General features: G+C 69.3%; 10 protein-coding genes and 1 pseudogene. 4 read left to right on the forward strand and 7 right to left on the reverse strand.

All coding sequences use genetic code 11. The annotated features are described in order from the left end of the window. Positions 1 to 31: 31 nt before the first annotated feature. The 3 genes from RIV14_RS07975 to RIV14_RS07985 all read left to right on the forward strand — a co-directional run bounded on the left by RIV14_RS07975 (position 32) and on the right by RIV14_RS07985 (position 3782). Positions 32 to 841 (forward strand): DUF4956 domain-containing protein, encoded by an 810-nt coding sequence (locus tag RIV14_RS07975; protein WP_075371974.1) that lies wholly within the window; start codon positions 32 to 34, stop codon positions 839 to 841. 52 nt (positions 842 to 893) lie between these two features. After that, on the forward strand, positions 894 to 1910 hold the full coding sequence (locus tag RIV14_RS07980; protein ID WP_081381798.1) for a polyphosphate polymerase domain-containing protein: 1017 nt from the start codon (positions 894 to 896) through the stop codon (positions 1908 to 1910). A gap of 72 nt (positions 1911 to 1982) precedes the next feature. Then, positions 1983 to 3782, forward strand: coding sequence for a carbohydrate-binding domain-containing protein (locus RIV14_RS07985; protein ID WP_075371975.1), 1800 nt, complete (start codon positions 1983 to 1985; stop codon positions 3780 to 3782). Between the two features lie 328 nt (positions 3783 to 4110). On the opposite strand, the pseudogene RIV14_RS07990 reads toward RIV14_RS07985, so the two are convergent. The 3 genes and pseudogenes from RIV14_RS07990 to RIV14_RS08000 all read right to left on the reverse strand — a co-directional run. Further along, positions 4111 to 4475 (reverse strand): annotated as a pseudogene (locus RIV14_RS07990) (L-serine ammonia-lyase, iron-sulfur-dependent, subunit alpha); the annotation flags it as partial. A gap of 216 nt (positions 4476 to 4691) precedes the next feature. Next, complete coding sequence (locus RIV14_RS07995; protein ID WP_075371976.1) at positions 4692 to 6695, reverse strand: alpha-amylase family protein; 2004 nt, start codon at positions 6693 to 6695, stop codon at positions 4692 to 4694. 376 nt (positions 6696 to 7071) lie between these two features. Further along, complete coding sequence (locus RIV14_RS08000; RefSeq protein WP_256699106.1) at positions 7072 to 7650, reverse strand: winged helix-turn-helix transcriptional regulator; 579 nt, start codon at positions 7648 to 7650, stop codon at positions 7072 to 7074. Between the two features lie 122 nt (positions 7651 to 7772). On the opposite strand from RIV14_RS08000, the gene RIV14_RS08005 reads away from it, so the two are divergent. Further along, the gene (locus tag RIV14_RS08005) at positions 7773 to 8384 is read left to right on the forward strand and encodes an NAD(P)-dependent oxidoreductase (RefSeq protein WP_075371977.1); all 612 of its coding nucleotides are present in this window, start codon (positions 7773 to 7775) and stop codon (positions 8382 to 8384) included. Between the two features lie 62 nt (positions 8385 to 8446). On the opposite strand, the gene RIV14_RS08010 is transcribed toward RIV14_RS08005, so the two are convergent. From RIV14_RS08010 to RIV14_RS08025, 4 genes are read right to left on the reverse strand one after another with little or no spacing between them, the layout of a single operon-like run. After that, complete coding sequence (locus RIV14_RS08010) at positions 8447 to 9775, reverse strand: Wadjet anti-phage system protein JetD domain-containing protein (protein WP_075371978.1); 1329 nt, start codon at positions 9773 to 9775, stop codon at positions 8447 to 8449. Further along, a complete protein-coding gene (locus RIV14_RS08015; protein WP_075371979.1) occupies positions 9772 to 13293 on the reverse strand; it encodes an ATP-binding protein in 3522 nt (1173 codons plus the stop codon). Before RIV14_RS08015 ends, RIV14_RS08010 begins: the two co-directional genes overlap by 4 nt. Then, on the reverse strand, positions 13293 to 14123 hold the full coding sequence (locus tag RIV14_RS08020; protein WP_081381799.1) for a DUF4194 domain-containing protein: 831 nt from the start codon (positions 14121 to 14123) through the stop codon (positions 13293 to 13295). Before RIV14_RS08020 ends, RIV14_RS08015 begins: the two co-directional genes overlap by 1 nt. Continuing rightward, positions 14104 to 15621, reverse strand: coding sequence for a DUF3375 domain-containing protein (locus RIV14_RS08025; RefSeq protein WP_075371980.1), 1518 nt, complete (start codon positions 15619 to 15621; stop codon positions 14104 to 14106). Before RIV14_RS08025 ends, RIV14_RS08020 begins: the two co-directional genes overlap by 20 nt. Positions 15622 to 15684: the final 63 nt, after the last annotated feature.

The following is a 15684-nucleotide window of genomic DNA, read 5'->3' on the forward strand; positions in this document are numbered from 1 at the left end:
GGTCCGAAAAAGACCCGACAGGAGCCTCCCGATGAGCCTGACCACCCTGACCTACATCGCCGCCGACCTGACCGCCCTCACCGTCCTGGTCGGGGCCCTCTACGCCCCACGCCACTCGCGCAAGGACCTCATGGCCGCCTATATCGGCGTCAACGTGGGCGTCCTGGCCGTCACCCTGCTGCTGTCGACGGCGAGCGTCGCGGCCGGCCTGGGCCTGGGGCTCTTCGGCGTCCTGTCCATCATCCGCCTGCGCTCCACCGAGCTGGCCCAGCACGAGGTCGCCTACTTCTTCGCGGCCCTGGCCCTGGGCCTGCTCGGCGGGATCCAGACCGCGCCCATCGGGATGGTGGCGGCCCTCATGGGCACCGTCGTCGCCGCCCTGTGGATCGGCGACCACCCCGCGCTCATGCACCGCAACCGTCACCAGGTGATCGTCCTCGACCACGCCATCACCAACGAGACCGCTCTCATCGCCCACCTGGAGCACACCCTGGGCGGGCAGGTCCGCTCGGTGGAGGTCCAGCGTCTCGACCTGGTCAACGACACCACCACCGTCGACGTCCGCTTCCGGGTGCCGCGTCACACCCCCGCCGAGCTCGAGACCGCCCCGGCCTTCGACGACGCCGTCCCCGCCCCGCAGTCGGCCACCGAGCCGGTCGGCGCCGCCGCCCGCGAGGCGCAGACCGCCCAGTCCTGGAACGGCACGCGCCTGAACGCCGCGCAGACCGGCGCCCGCCCCCAGGCCGTCCAGGCCCAGCCCCTCACCATGGCGCCGGCCGCCCAGTACGTCACTCGCTCCAGCAGCCAGGCGGCCTCACCCACGGCCGTGGCCTCGCGCTGACCGCTGGCCCGAACGAGCCCGACAGGACAGGCCAGGACAGACAAGGACCCCGATGATGACCTCGACGACGATCTCGACAAGGATCTCGATGACGACCGCGAGCCCCTCCCCGGCAGCCTCCTCCGTGGCGCCTCAGGCTCCGACGTCGGCCCCCCTGAGCGCCGACCACCTGGCCTCCACCAGTCTCGCCGAGCTCAACGGCGCCGCCGGCCTGCTGACCCGGGTGGACCGCAAGTACCTGGTGCCGCTGGAGCGCGCGCAGAGCCTCGTGGACGGCCTCACCTCCGACGCCCGGGTCCTGGACATCGACGGGAGGCGCCGCTTCTCCTACGCCTCGACCTACTTCGACACCCCGGGGCTGGAGGCCTTCATGCTCGCGGCTCGCAAGCGGCGTCGGCGCTTCAAGGTGCGCACCCGCACCTACCTGGACTCCGGCCTGTGCTTCCTGGAGGTCAAGACCCGTGGCGCACGCGGCACCACCGTCAAGCGGCGCATGGGCTACCACCCCGACGACGCCTCCCGCCTCACCGGTTCGGGGCGCGCCTTCGTGGCCGCCTGCCTGGCGAGCACGGGGGTCACCGGCCCGGCCGCGGCCCAGCAGGTCGCCGCCGCGCTGCGGCCGGTGCTGGCCACCACCTATGAGCGCACCACCCTGCACCTGCCTGAGGCCGAGGCCCGGGCCACCATCGACACGGCCCTGACCTGGCGGCGCCTGACGCCGGTGGCACGCGAGAGGACCGCCGTCGGCGCCGGGGCCCCGCAGGCCCTGCGCCCGGCCCACCTGACCGCGGCCATCGACGACGGCGAGCCGGTGGCGGTAGCGGGTGTCGCCGTCGTCGAGACGAAGAACCCGGCCACACCCTCACCTGCGGACCGCGCCCTGTGGGACGCCGGCCACCGCCCCACCCGCATCTCGAAGTACGCCACCGGCATGGCACTGCTCCACCCCGAGCTGCCCGCCAACCGGTGGTACCGGACCCTGACCCACGAGCTCGCCGACCTGTTCGGCACCGACCGCTCCAGCCTGGAGAGCATCGGCGCCACGCGCGCCACCGCGAGCGCCGCCTGAGCACCGCACCCAGACCACCCACGATCCGACACCGGACCCGAGAAGAACCCGAGAAGAAGAGGCCCAGACACCATGAAAACCACCAAGACGATGATGACCAAGCCCCTCCACCGACTCCGCCGCCGGGCGACCGGAGCCGTCGCGCTCCTGGCCACGATCGCCTTGGCGGCCGGCTGCTCGACCTCCTCGGCCTCCGGCAACGCCAGCGCCTCGGGCTCGAGTGAGTCGGGCACGACGTGGACGACGATCTCCTCGTCGGTCGCCAAGGCGTCGACCGGCGCGAGCGTCTCCGACATCCTGGGGGCGAACGCCTCGGTGCAGGACGCCTCGAGCTCCGCGGACGACGCCGGGACCCCGGACACGTCGTCGGCCACCACGATCACGCTGTCGGGGTCGTCGGCCTCGGCCAGCGGGTCGGCGTCGAGCAACGTGAAGGTCGATGGGGGCACCGTCACCATCAGCGGCGGTGGCACCTACGTCATCAGCGGCGAGCTCAGCAACGGGCGGATCGTCGTCAACGCCCCCAAGGCGGACGTGCGCCTGGTCCTCAGCGGCGCGAGCATCACGAGCTCGGACGGGCCGGCCATCGACATCCAGGACGCCGGCAACGCGATCGTGGTCCTGGCCAAGGACTCCAAGAACACGCTGACCGACGGTGCGAGCTACGCCTCGGGGCAGGAGGCCACCGCGGCCCTGTTCTCCTCCGACACCTTCACCGTCACCGGGACCGGCCAGCTGGACGTGACCGGCTCCTACAAGGACGGCATCTCCTCCAAGAACGGCCTCATCATCACCGGCAGCACCACCATCAAGGTCAAGGCCGCCGACGACGGCCTGCGCGGCAAGGACTACCTGGTGGTCGAGTCCGGGACGCTGACGGTGGAGGCCGGCGACGACGCCCTGAAGTCCAGTGAGGGCGACGATGAGACGAAGGGCTTCGTCTCCCTGGGCAAGGCGAGCGTCACGCTGACCTCCACCGACGACGCGATCTCGGCGACCACGGACGTCACCGTCAAGGACACGACCCTGACGATCACGGCCGGCGGCGGCCAGGCGAACGCCACCGTTGAGGAGCAGGCCCCGCCCGGGCAGGAGTCGACGACGGAATCCTCGACGCCCTCACCCAAGGGCATCAACGCCGGGGTGAGCTACACGCAGGACTCCGGGAAGGTCACCGTCAACGCGGCCGATGAGGGGCTGCAGGCGGCGTTCATCAACGTGTCTGGAGGGGAGCTGTCCATCGCGGCCGGCGACGACGGCATCAACGCCTCCAACGGCGACCACGTCATTGAGGGGCATGAGAACGCCGACTCCGAGTCCGACGACGGCTCGGTGCTGACGATCAGCGGCGGCGAGGTGGAGGTCTCCTACGCCTCCTCCGACGGTATCGACTCCAACGGCTCGGCCTACGTCAAGGGCGGGATCGTGGTGATTTCGGGTCAGGCCGGCGCGATGGACGGCTCGGTGGACGCCAACGGCGAGAGCCAGCTCGTGGGGCTGACGGGCTCGCCGTCGGTGAGCGCGGGGGACACGCTCACCGTCACGGATGCTTCCGGCTCGCAGGTGGCCTCGCTCAAGGTGGACTTCACGGCCGAGGCGATCACGGTGCTGGGGCTCACCGAGGGCCAGCAGTACACGGTGGCGACGTCGTCGGGCGGCTCGGCGACGGGGACGGCCTCGGCGCTGTCGGCCGGGACGGGCGGTCCCATGGGTGGTGGTCAGGGAGGCCAGGGCGGTCAGGGCGGTCAGCCCGGTGGCGGGCAGGGCCAGCAGTCCGGTAGCGGGCAGCAGTCCAACGGCCAGCAGTCCGGCAGCCAGAGCAACCAGAACAGCCAGTCCAGCAGTCAGTCCAGCACCGCCCAGAGCAGCTGACCTGGGCTGGACACTGAAGGTGGGGGGCCGCAGCGCAACGCTGCGGCCCCCGAAGCGCGTCGGTTCACGATAGGTCGAGGAGGCTTATTCACAGGACTAGCCGGCGCCGACATCTGCGCAGGTCACAGCACCTTCGGCGGACGCTGTGAATAAGCCTCAGTGTCTCAGATGTCATGAGACAACACAGCGTAGGCCGCCGTCGCGTTCGTAGGGTAGGCCTTGCGTTCGGGGGTTAAGGGTACGAACGCGAGGCATAAGGTACGACCTCGACGACTCGGCGCTCACCACTGCCCCTATGGTCGCCTCTATCTCCTGCAGAGCGACTTATTCAGCACTCCACGACGTGACGGCCAGGCCGCCGCGGGAGGTCTCCTTGTACTTGGCGAGCATGTCCTCGCCGGTCTGGCGCATCGTCTCAATGACGGTATCGAGGCTGACGGCGTGCCGACCCTCACCCCACAGGGCCATGCGGGCGGCGTTGATGGCCTTGACCGCGGCCACCGCGTTGCGCTCGATGCAGGGGATCGGGACCAGCCCGCCCACCGGATCGCAGGTGAGCCCCAAGTTATGCTCCATGGCGATCTCGGCGGCGTTCTCCACCTGGGCGGGCGTCCCGCCCAGGGCCTCGGCCAAGCCGGCGGCCGCCATCGAGGAGGCCGACCCAACCTCCCCCTGGCAGCCCACCTCGGCCCCCAAGCTTTGCGATCTCAGCCCCGAATAGGCCTTCGGTGTCACGATTGGCGACTTTTCATACACAAGTCGTTCGTCTGGTCTCTACCGGCAGGCTTCTCACCTGCGCATATGCGTTCAGCATCGACCCTGTGAGCACAGCTGCCGACCGAAAAGTCGCCATTTGTGACACAACAGCCCGCTCGTCGCTCCGGGCGTGGTTAATGAAAGCCCAGACCGTCAGTCCGTGGGGCGTACCAGCCACCAGGCGGCGTAGGGCGGCACGGGCACACGGCCGTCCCCCGCCCCGTCCAGCGTGGTGGAGCCGAAGGGGACCGTGTCGGTCAGGACGTCGGTGGCCCCCATGACGCCGAGCCGGGCGAGCTGGTCGGCGGCCACCGAGCGCCACTGCGGCGTCACGTTGTACACGCCCACGAAGCTGCCGCGCGGGTGGTCGCGGTAGGTCACCAGCACCCCGGGGTCGTCGACGTCCTGGACCTGGGTGCGCACGGCGGCGTCGAGCTGGGGCAGGCCGGCACGCACCTGCGCCATCCGCGCCAGGTCGGTGAAGACGCGCCCCTCGACGGTGGAGCGGTCGTGGCGGTTGGCCAGCCGGGCCTTATCGAGGCGGGGGCGACCGGCCCAGCGCGAGTCGGCCTCGTGGCCGGGCTCGGTGTCCCAGTTGGGGTCGTTGGGCTGGGCGAGCTCGTCCCCGCTCCACAGGACGGGGATGCCGCCCCAGCCGTAGACGATGGCGTGGGCCATGCGCAGGGCGTGGATCCGCTCCTCGCGCCAGGTCCACAGCGCTTCGGCCTCGTGCTCGGGGGTCTCGTCGGTGACGCCCTCCCAGGCCTGGGCGGCGGCCTCGATCCCGATGAGTGAGGCGGCCGTCCCGGCAATGCGCCGGTCCCCGGTGGCCGGGTTGTGCTGGAAGACGAGGCCCGCGGCGTCGGAGGTGGGGTACTCGCCGCTGTACCAGTCGGCCAGGAAGGACCGGTGGTCGTAGCCGGACAGGCCCACGGCGGCCGCGTCGTCGTCGTCGATGGCCCAGCCGATGTCGTCATGGCAGCGCAGGTAGGTGATCCAGGTGGCGGAGGAGGGCTCGACTGGCAGGTTCTGGAGGGCCTCGACAGCCAGCGTCGTGTCGCGTGCGGCGAGCATGGACCAGATCTGGACCATGAGGGAGTTGTGGTAGGCCAGGTCGGAAACCTTGCCGGTGTACTTGCCCTGGCCGAGGTACTGGAGGAGCTCGGTGGGGGCTACGATCGCCTCGGCCTTGAGGTCGACGGCGGGGCAGGCGATGCGGGTCAGGGCGCGCAGGACCTCGGTGATGGCGTGGACCTCGGGCTGGCCCTGGCAGTCGGTGCCCTTGCGCTTGATGGTGAAGGCGATGGCGTCCAGGCGCAGCACCTCGACGCCGCGGTTGGCCAGGTCCAGGACGATGCCGGCGAACTCGGCCATGACGCGGGGGTTGCGCCAGTTGAGGTCCCACTGGAAGGAGTTGAAGGTGGTCCACACCCAGCCGCCCACGCCGTCGTCCCAGGTGAAGTTGCCGGGGGCGAAGTCGGGGAAGACCTCCGGCAGGGTGCGCTCGTAGGCGTCGGGCTCGGTGCGGTCGGGGAAGATGAGGAAGTAGTCGCGGTAGCGCTGCTCGCCGGCGCGGGCCCGCACCGCCCACTCGTGCTCGGCGGCCACGTGGTTGAGGACGAGGTCCACCACCAGGGAGATGCCCTCGGCGCGCAGCTCGCCGGCCAGGTGCTCGAGGTCCTCCATGGTGCCCAGGTCCGGGCGCACGGTGCGGTAGTCGGCCACCGCGTAGCCGCCGTCGGAGTCGCCGGGGCGCGGGGTGAGCAGGGGCATGAGGTGGAGGTAGGTGACGCCCAGCTCGCGCAGGTAGTCGATGCGGTCCTCCACGCCGCGCAGGGTGCCGGCGAAGCGCTCGGTGTAGGCGGCGTAGCCGACGCGGCCGGGGTGCTGGGCCCAGGCGGGGTCGAGGGTGCGGGCCAGGTCCAGGCGGCGCAGCTCGTAGTCGCGCTTCGCGTAGGCCCGGGCGGCCAGGGCCAGCAGGTTGAGGGCCTCCTCCTCGGCGGCGTCGCCGTAGAGGGTGGTGAGCCCGTCGAGGAGGTCGGGGTACCAGGCCTCAGCGCGCGTGAGGAAGATGTCCCGCTCGACCGCCTCAAGCGGGTCCAGGACGTGGAAGACGATGTCGTTGAGGGAGGGCGGGAGGGAAGTGGCGGCGCTCATGAATCCATGGTCCCCGATTCGGCGCCGTCGCGGTACTGATTTCCTCATCGTCCCGTCGGTCAGGGCGGCCATCGGCGGGGCGGTAGCGCAGTCGGTCGCACAGTCGGCCCCCGACGGGCACCAACGGGCGCGGCCCCACCTCCTGAGCCAGCGGCGCCCAGCGCTTGCGCCCGCTCCCGCCGGCCCACCACCGACGGGGACATTGCGCGCGGCCGGGAGCGTGTCATTCCGGGCGGGGGCATTCGACGCCGTCGGGGACGGGCATCCTGTCCCCGGACGCGCGACACGTCCCCGGCTGACCGGGAAGGCCCCCGACCGCGCAGAATGTCCCCGGCCGCAGAGACAGGCGCACTCACGTCCCGAGCGCCCTGGGGCCTCAGGACCCGACGGCGTCGTAGGACTCGCGGTGGGCCAGGATCTGGGCGGAGTGGGTATGGATCCAGGTGCGCAGCGCGTCGATGGGTGCCTGCAGGCTGTGGCCCAGGTCAGTCAGCTCGTAGTCGACCCGTGGCGGCACGCCCGGCAGCTGGGTGCGCGTCACCAGGCCGTCGCGCTCCATGGATCGCAGCGTCTGGGTGAGGACTTTGGGCGTCACCCCGCCGACCCTCGCGCGCAGCTCGCCGAAGCGGCTCGGCCCATCGGCCAGGACCATGACCACCAGCGGGGTCCAGCGGTCGACGACGTGACGCAGCACCGTGCGCGACGGGCAGGCGGGCGAGAGGATGTCGAAGTCGAAGACCGGCGCCTGAGCTCCCTCTCCGGCGGGAGCCGCACAGCATGGGGCGCTCCCCCGAGGAGCTACCTCTCCCGATTCGCCTGAGGACAGCTCCATCGCGCTCTCCGCACCCGCGGTGTCGGTGCCGCGAGCAGAGCCGGTGCCGGCGCTCCTCGCACTGCTGACGCCGCCTCGTGCCGCCTCCCGCCGTTCAGCCATCAGCCCCTCGGTCCGTGACACAACACACTCCCTTAGTTACTTTGAGGTACTCAGTATCCAAATCATACCATCGAGTCATCGCGAGGTCGCCGACACCCGACGCACTCGCCTCAAACCAGCACCCCACCTACCGGGAGGAAGTCATGAAGATCGCCGTCATCGGAGGAACCGGCATGGTCGGCTCGGCCACCGTCACCGAGGCCGCCGGCCGCGGCCACGAGGTCGTCTCCGCCTCGCGCTCGGGCCGTCACGCCGAGGGAGCCGCGCAGGACGTCACCCTCACCCTGGCAGACACGCAGGCCGTCGTCGACCTCGTCAACGGCTCCGACGCCACCGTCATCGCGGTCTCCGCCGGCCGCGGGGAGTCCGCCCAGCCCGTCATTGACGCCCACCGGGCCCTCATCGCGGCCGCCCCCACCGGCCGGCTCATCGTCGTCGGCGGCGCCGGCTCCCTGCTCACGCCCGACGGCACCCGCCTGGTGGACACCCCCGGATTCCCCGAGGAGTACAAGCCCGAGGCTCTGGCCTTCGCCGAGGTCCTCGACCTCTACCGCGAGGCCGGCAGCGCCCTGAGCTGGACCCTGCTCTCCCCCGCCCCGGAGTTCACCGACAAGCCGCGCACCGGCACCTACACCGAGGGCGCCGACCAGCCCGCGGGCAGCGAGATCTCCGTGGCCGACTTCGCCGTCGCCCTGGTGGACGAGGCCGAGAAGGACGCGCACCGCGGCCGCCGCTGGACCATTGCCAACGCCTGAGCCCGTGGAACCATCCGTGTTGTCGGGGTGGGCGGAATCGTCGAGGTCCCGCCCACCTCGACTCACTCAATCACTGGCGGGCCGGGACGGTCCTGGAGGGCCTCCCATACCTCCTTGCTCGCGTGCGGCCAGGCGACGCGTTCCTGCTCCAGCCGGATACCTCGGGTACTCACAACCTCCCACGCCCACCGTTCAGAGGCGGTAAGCCCGTCGGGGATCGACCGTCCCTCATGCTTGTCAGCCGCCGGGTCTGGGACCACCAGCGTGGCGTAGCGTTCCAGGACCTCGGGGCCCATGAGGATCGATCGAACCTGCGGGAGACGGGATCGCAGACGGGCCAGGATGGCGAGCCCATCAACATCGACGTCTCCCCAGTAGAGGACCCGCTGCGCTCGAAGTACCCAGCTCAGGTCGCTAACGGCGTCGACGGCGTATCCGGCTCCCCACAGGGCCACAGTTCCTGGACAGTCCTCCAGAGCGAGAAAGGTCGTCAGGTTCTCCACAATGACGACAGTCGCGGGCACCGACTCCGACCGCTGGGGCAGGTTACCGTTCCGTGGGGTGGGCCAGAGCCGGTTGAGCTCCGCAACAGGCGCCGCCAGATCGCGCAACCCCGACGGCGCGAGGCCGGCATCGAGGACCCTCAACCGCACCGTGTGCCGAGGCGGGGTGAGTAGTCCCAGATCCACATCGCGGGCATCCTCCCCCCGGAGCGCCCCGAGCAGGCGCAGAACTACACGCCGGTGGGCTTCCAGCCACTTGGTGTCCATGCCGGCCAGCGGAAGCTGACGCAGATAGAGGCCGGAGACCGGGTGAGTGGTAAGCCACGTGACGGCGCCGAGGAGTCGCTCGACGTCATCGTCCGAGTAGTCCGCCACGGTGGTGATGACGGAGGCGATGGCCGCTGAGATCGCAGCAGCATCGGCCTGTTCATCCCCCGGCACCGCCTTGGCCCCGCCCTCTCCTGTTGCCCCGAGATCCTCATCCTGATCACGGAGCGATTGACGCAACCCAGTAAGAACATCTCGCATTCGAGATGCCCGCCGTTCGGCCCGCTGCCAGTGCTGCAACCGGCCGCAGGCACGGGCCACGGCGGCCGCTCCGTCAAGGACGGCTCGGACGGGAACCTGCTGAACACCCATGGAGGTCCAGCGCCGCGAGGCGCGTTCAAGACGACCACCGTGATCACCCCACATCCTCTCCCACTGGCGCCATGAGGCGATCCATCGCGTGACCTCCTCGGAATGGTTCAACGCCTGCTTCTCCGTAGGCGCATCGAGCGGAAGAACAAGCCGCTCATTGCGGGCGTTACTGGGATCGGCGGCCCAGGTTGGTAGAGCCTGCCTGTAGCGCTTAGCTGCTCGCGAGCTCAGGTCGTCAGGGTCCCTCACAACGAACCCTCCTCATCAGTGAAGACTGAGAAGAGGTTCTCCTCGTTGTCCTCGTGGGTGCCGGATGCCGAGGCCGCCGTCGTATCCGCCCCCCGCGGGTCGGTGACCCCGACGACGTCGGCCCCCGCCACAACCCCCTCCTTCTCGGCGTCGTCAACGTGCTCAGCGTCCCCGACGCTCTCGGTATCCTCGGTGTTCTCGAACAGGACCAGGGAAAGCTGGGAGCAGCGTCCCTCGGCGTCATTGGTGACCATGGCGGCCCCGCCGACGTGCTCCTCCAGGGTCTGGAGCATCTTCATAGGGGTGGCCAGCAGGAGCTGGAAACCGAATTCGCTGAAGACGTCGAGGCCGGCGCGGGTGAACTCGGTGTCGGTCTTGTCGAAGGCCTCATCCAGGACGACGAGCGCATAACCGGGGACGGGGTCACCGGCCTCGGTGAGCTGGTAGCGCAGAGCCGCGGCCAAGCAGAAGACAACCAGCTTCTGACGCTGGCCTCCTGAGAGCCCGCCCGCCCCTTCGTAGTAGTCCACTGCGGTACCGTGCTCATCGCGCTCGACGGCGGTGAAGGACACGTGCAGCCGCGTATCCAAGCACTGGTTGCGCCAGGTCAGGTCTCGCTGCTCGGAGGAGGCCAGCCGTGTCATCACCGCGTTGAGCAGCTCGAAGCGCGCCTCGGCCTCCTGCTGCGTCTCATCGGCCAGGTCCAGGGAGCCTGTCGAGATCGTGGCGAGATCTGCCAGGAAGTCTGCGACGACGGGCAGCCTGCGTTCGGAGACCTCGATGCGCAGGTGGTGGCCGGGTGAGTACTCGGTGTCCTGGAGCGCATCGTTGACCGGGCCGATCCTGGTGCGGACCTGGCTGACGGCGCGACGGATCTCGCTGGCGAGCTGGCCGATATTCTGGCTCGACTGCGATTGGAGGAGCTCGGAGAACCGCCGCTCATGACGCGGCAGGTCGTCAGCGCGTAGATCCTTGAGGACCTTGAGGTGGTCATCCAGATAAGCGGGCTCGGGGCGCACATCCGCTCCCGCCGCCGGCCACTGCTCCCCGAATCTGACCATAATGCTGACGGCGTCGCGCAGAGCCTCATTCTCTTGGCGCAGGGCCCGCTGACGTTCCTGGCTCAGCTCGCGGGTAACGCTTGTGGCGACCTGCCCGATCTCATCAAGGGTGGGATGTCGCTTGCGGGACCTGAAGCGCTTGTCGAGCTCCTCGCTCAGGGACTCATCCAGGTCGGGCTCGTCCTCCACCGCCAGGCGCTCGAGCTCCTTGGTGGTCTCCTCCAGGCGGGAACGCTGCTGCTTCAGGTTCGCCCGCAGGCTGATGTGCCGTTCGCGGGCCTGCTCCTCCGCCACGCGGGCGGCCTCCAGACGGGTGTCGAGCTCAACCAGTCCCGGCAGGTCCTGGGTCAGACGGCCGCACTGGGCCTCCAGGTCAGCGACGATGCCACTGGCCGTGGTCACATCGACCTCCTCCCAGGTCGACTCCGCGGCCCGCAGACAGGCGTCACGTCTCTCCTGCATCTGGCGGGTCCGCCGAGTCAGGTCCTCCAGCTGAGCATTCACCTCGCGCTCGCGCCGCCGGAGCCGGTCCACCTCCTGACTGACCTGGTCGAGGCGCTGGGCGGCGTCGACGCCGATCGTCCAGAACCTGGGATTGGTCAGGTCCCGCCGGTCGTCCTTGAGGTGGGCAGTGCGCGAGGACTTGACCTGACCGGCGCGGGTGACCCCCCGTTCCACGCCCGCGAGCGCGGCGGCGTCCTCGACACAGCGGTGGTCGAAGCGTCGCAGGATCTCGGTGTCGAGCCACTGCGCGTAGTCGGTGCCCTCCACTGGCCGCAGCTTGCGGGCCAAGGCGTCGGGACTGACACTGCGAGCCTCACCACCGGGCAGGACCCGAAGGTAGGACAAGCGGGTGCCGAGCCGTTGGACGTCGACGGCGTCGGCGACCTGCCGATAGAGGCGCTCGGGAACAAGCATGGTGCGGGCGAACCCGGAGGCCACCGCCTCGACCGCGACACGCCAGGTCTCCTGCCCCTCCACGATGGTGAGGATCTCGCCGACGAAAGGAAGGACCGAAGCCGGCTGACCGGTGGCGCGCGAGATGCGCTCGCGGGCGTCGAGCAGGTCCGGGGCCATGGCCGAGCGGGTGCTGGTGATGCGCTCAGCCTCGGCGCGCAGCGCCTTCAGCTGGTCGGCGAGCTCGAGCTTGTCCCGCATCACAGCGTGCGCCTCCACCTCGAAAGACTCCAGCTGGACCCGAAGCTCATGAGCCTCCCGATCCAGCTGATCGGCAAGCTCGGCAAAGGCGGCGGCCGTCTGCGGAGGCTCGGTTCCCAGGACGCCAAGGTGCCCGGCCAGGTTGCGCAGCTGGTCCTCCACTCGCGCCAGGTCCTTGCGGGCGGACTCGAGGCGAGCCTGTACCACCGGGAGTTCACTGCCTGCCACCCCGGCCCTGGCGGTGGTGAGGTCCTGGACCTCGGCCCGGGCTCTGTCCTCGGCACGCTTAGCGCTCTGAACCTCCCCGTCCAGGGCGGTGACGGCGGCACGGGCCCGGTCCCGAGTCTGTTCAAGCCGGTCCCGGCGCAGCCGGCGGACGTAGGCATCGACACTCTGGGAGAGTTTCTCGCTAAGTTCCTGATCCTGTTGCGCCCGGCTGATGGTATGGCTCAAAGGCAGCAGAGGAGCCAAGATCTCCTCCTGCCTGCGGGCATCAACGACGGCCGCATGCGCGTCACGCAACTCGGCGAACTGCTCCACCGCATCATCAGCCAAGGAGAAGGTGCCGGGGGTATCGAGCATGAAGTCACGCAGGAGCGTGTCCAGGCTGGTCAGGCTCTTGGCGGCTTGAGTGCGGTGGAGGAGGCGCTGGGCCACCTCACCGGACAGTCCCAGACGTCGTCGGAAGGCTGCCGCGAAGGAACTGTAGCCTTGGAAGAAGCGAGCCCTATCTCCCAGATGTTGACGCAGCCTCCGTTTGTCTACCCCTTCTCGGATCATGCCTATGAGCTCGACGAGGTCCTGCTGGCCCTCGACGAGGATCTCGACCTGGCTGGCCGAGTCCGCTCCGCTGCGCACGTGGTAGAGCTTGAGCAGTGTCAAAGTATCTGCGGGGTGCAGGCGGGTGAAGGTCAAGGCGATGCCGCTGCGAGTGGCACCGGGCCGCAAGTAGTCGGTGACAACCTCGCCGGTGGTCTCCTGCGTGACCCGCCTGTAGGCGCCACGCACATAGGACAGGACGGTGCGGGAACGGTCATTGGTGCCGGCGTCCTGGGCGGCGGCGTTGAAGCGCAGGTGCTTGGCGGGCACCAGGACGGCGGACAGGGCGTCCAGGAGGGAGGACTTGCCGGAGCCCGAGGGACCGGTCAGCAGCAGGCCCGAGCGGGGGACGGGCAGGTCGTGATAGCCACCGAAGGTGCCCCAGTTATAGACCTGGATCCGGGCGAGTCTGTGCTGCCCCGCTGTGGCGCTCTGGACAGCGCCTGCGCCCACGCCCTTCGCAAAGCTCACCGCGCTCATCACTTCACCTTGTTCTCAGCCGATGCGGCAGCGTCATCACTGCCATCATCACCATTACTGTCATTACGGCGCCCATGACGATCAGCGCTATCGGTGCTGGCGGCGGCGTCGGCCTCGCCGGCATCCTCCCCCAGCATCCGACGGTACTCGGCGGCGATCGCCGCGACCTCGTCAGGGCCGAAGATCAGGTTGAGCACCGGGGAGATCTGGAAACGGTCAGGCACCTGAGTGGTACGCAGTATCGAAGCGTCCTTCATCTTATTGATCGAGGCATTGACCCGCTTGGCGAAGCCGGCGTGATCAGTGGAGGCGTGCGGACGGTAGACCGCGAGGTGGTCCTGCAGCTCGGAGCGGTCAACGAAGGCGCGCTGCCCGCTGGTCTCGCCCCGCAGCACGAGGGTGCGCAGATGCAGCAGGAGCACCGTGTCCACAAGTGTTAGGGGTAGCGATCTCACGACGGAGGGCGCCTGCCCGCTGGGATCCTCAACGTTACGCACAAAGGCGACGCCCACGTCACGGTCCATCACCAAAGTGAGGAAGAGGTCCGCCAGGTAGCGGCGCACACTGGGCTCATCGGAGACAACGGCGTTCCACAGGTCCGGGTGGAGCTCCGAGCTGACGTAGGGCCCCTGAAGGAGACGGACAAGGGCTCGGCGCGTATCCCGGGCCAGCCCTCCGGCATCCCCCTCCCACAGGGCGGCGTGGCCGGTGGAGCCCTGGGCGAGTCCGTCCGGTCCCTGTTCCGAGCACTGGATCTGACCCTCCGATTGGGCGAGGACCTGGTTCACGGATTGCTCTGCCACCTGCTTCTCAGGTCGGTTGGCCTGCATGCACTGCTCCCTCTGCTTGACAATGTTCCCCGGCCTCGGAGGTGAACAGGAGCCGGGGAACGCTGGCAGCACGCTCCCGACCAGCCTTAGAGATCCAGGTCACGCGCTCGACGCCGTCGACCACCTGCCCACGACGCCGCGCCAGCAACAGGAGGCCGATAACACTGGCAAGACCCTGGGTTGCGGGCGAGTCCTCAAGAACCTGGGCCACCGTGGCCGCACCGCGCCGCGCCACCGAGGCGGCAACGGCGTCCTCGAGCTCAACCATGTCGATCTCGCTGGCACGCACGATCGCACGCACAGCCTCCAGGTCCAGACCCGAGACGTCATGGAGGACGATCTCCTCATCGACTGTGCCCTCCGCCGGGTTGTGCAGCCGCCAGGACCCGACGCTGGCCAAGGAGACACCGGTCAGATCCAGATGCTTCGTCATCCGGTACTGCGGCTGGGTGCCGGCCGCCACCCGGGCGGCCAGGCGCTGAGCCTGGGCAAGCTCAACGGACAGACGGCGGTGCTCCTCGAAGGCCCGGCTCTGCACGAACCGTCTCAAGGACCGGGAGAAGCCGGTCATGGTCAGACGCACGGAGCTGGACTCCTCCATGAGGGTGGAGCGCCAGTGACGCAGGAACCTCCTGTCCTCAGGCGACAGACGCGAGGAGAAGTCCCGATCCAGGACCGTGTCGATCTCGTCATCGAGTCGCGCCGAGGACTCCACATCGGACAGGAGCTCGTAGAACCCCAGGAAGGAACGCCCCGCCTCGGAGGACTCGATCCGGTCCACGCCGCGGAAGACGTCGTCGAGCACCTCGCCGCGCGAGCCACTCATGGCCACGATGTGCTCCCGCAGCAAACGGTTGAGATCGGTCATTTCGGCGCGGACTCGGGCGAAGTCTCCGGGAACCTGCTCGGCCAGGGCGATGATCTCCTCAAGCCGCTCGGCTCCCTGATCGTCCTCAAGCGGGGTGTAGTCGCCGGAATCGACACGAGCGATCTCCTCATCCAGGGCGTCTCGTTCGGCACGCAACGCTGCCAGCCGCCCCGCCGGCGAAGGATCGGAGTCACGCACCAGGCGCCGCAACTGGTTGGAGATAGTAGCCAGACGCGACTGGGTGACGGCCGCACGAGGACGTTCCACCTGAGCGAGGAAGCGCAGGGCCGCCTCCGCCGGGGCGGAGAGCTCGTAGGTCTCCTCCCGGCTGCCGGAAACGGAGGCGCGCAGGAGGATCCCGGCCCGGCGCCACTGATCACAATAGGCCTGGGCCCGTTGCGGCAGATTCAGACCCGCCTCCCGCAGAGCAGCCAGGTCCTCATCGATCAGCTCATGGAGCTCGGCCACAGGTCGACGCCGCACCTGCCCGCCCAGGTGCGCCGCCAGAACCGCTGCGGCAACTGGTGCAAGGTCCAGGCGCAGAAGATGCAGCCCGGCATCGGCCCGCTCACCGGATACGAGACGGGAAAGTTCCAGCGCGCTGGCAACCACTCCGCTGGTCCCTGCCATTACGCACCTCCCGATTCCTCTGACGTATCCACAGCCGTTCTCGGCGTCCCGCGCCGGTATAGT

The sequence above is a fragment of the Actinomyces acetigenes genome (assembly GCF_031296635.1).
Taxonomy (GTDB): Bacteria; Actinomycetota; Actinomycetes; order Actinomycetales; family Actinomycetaceae; genus Actinomyces; species Actinomyces acetigenes.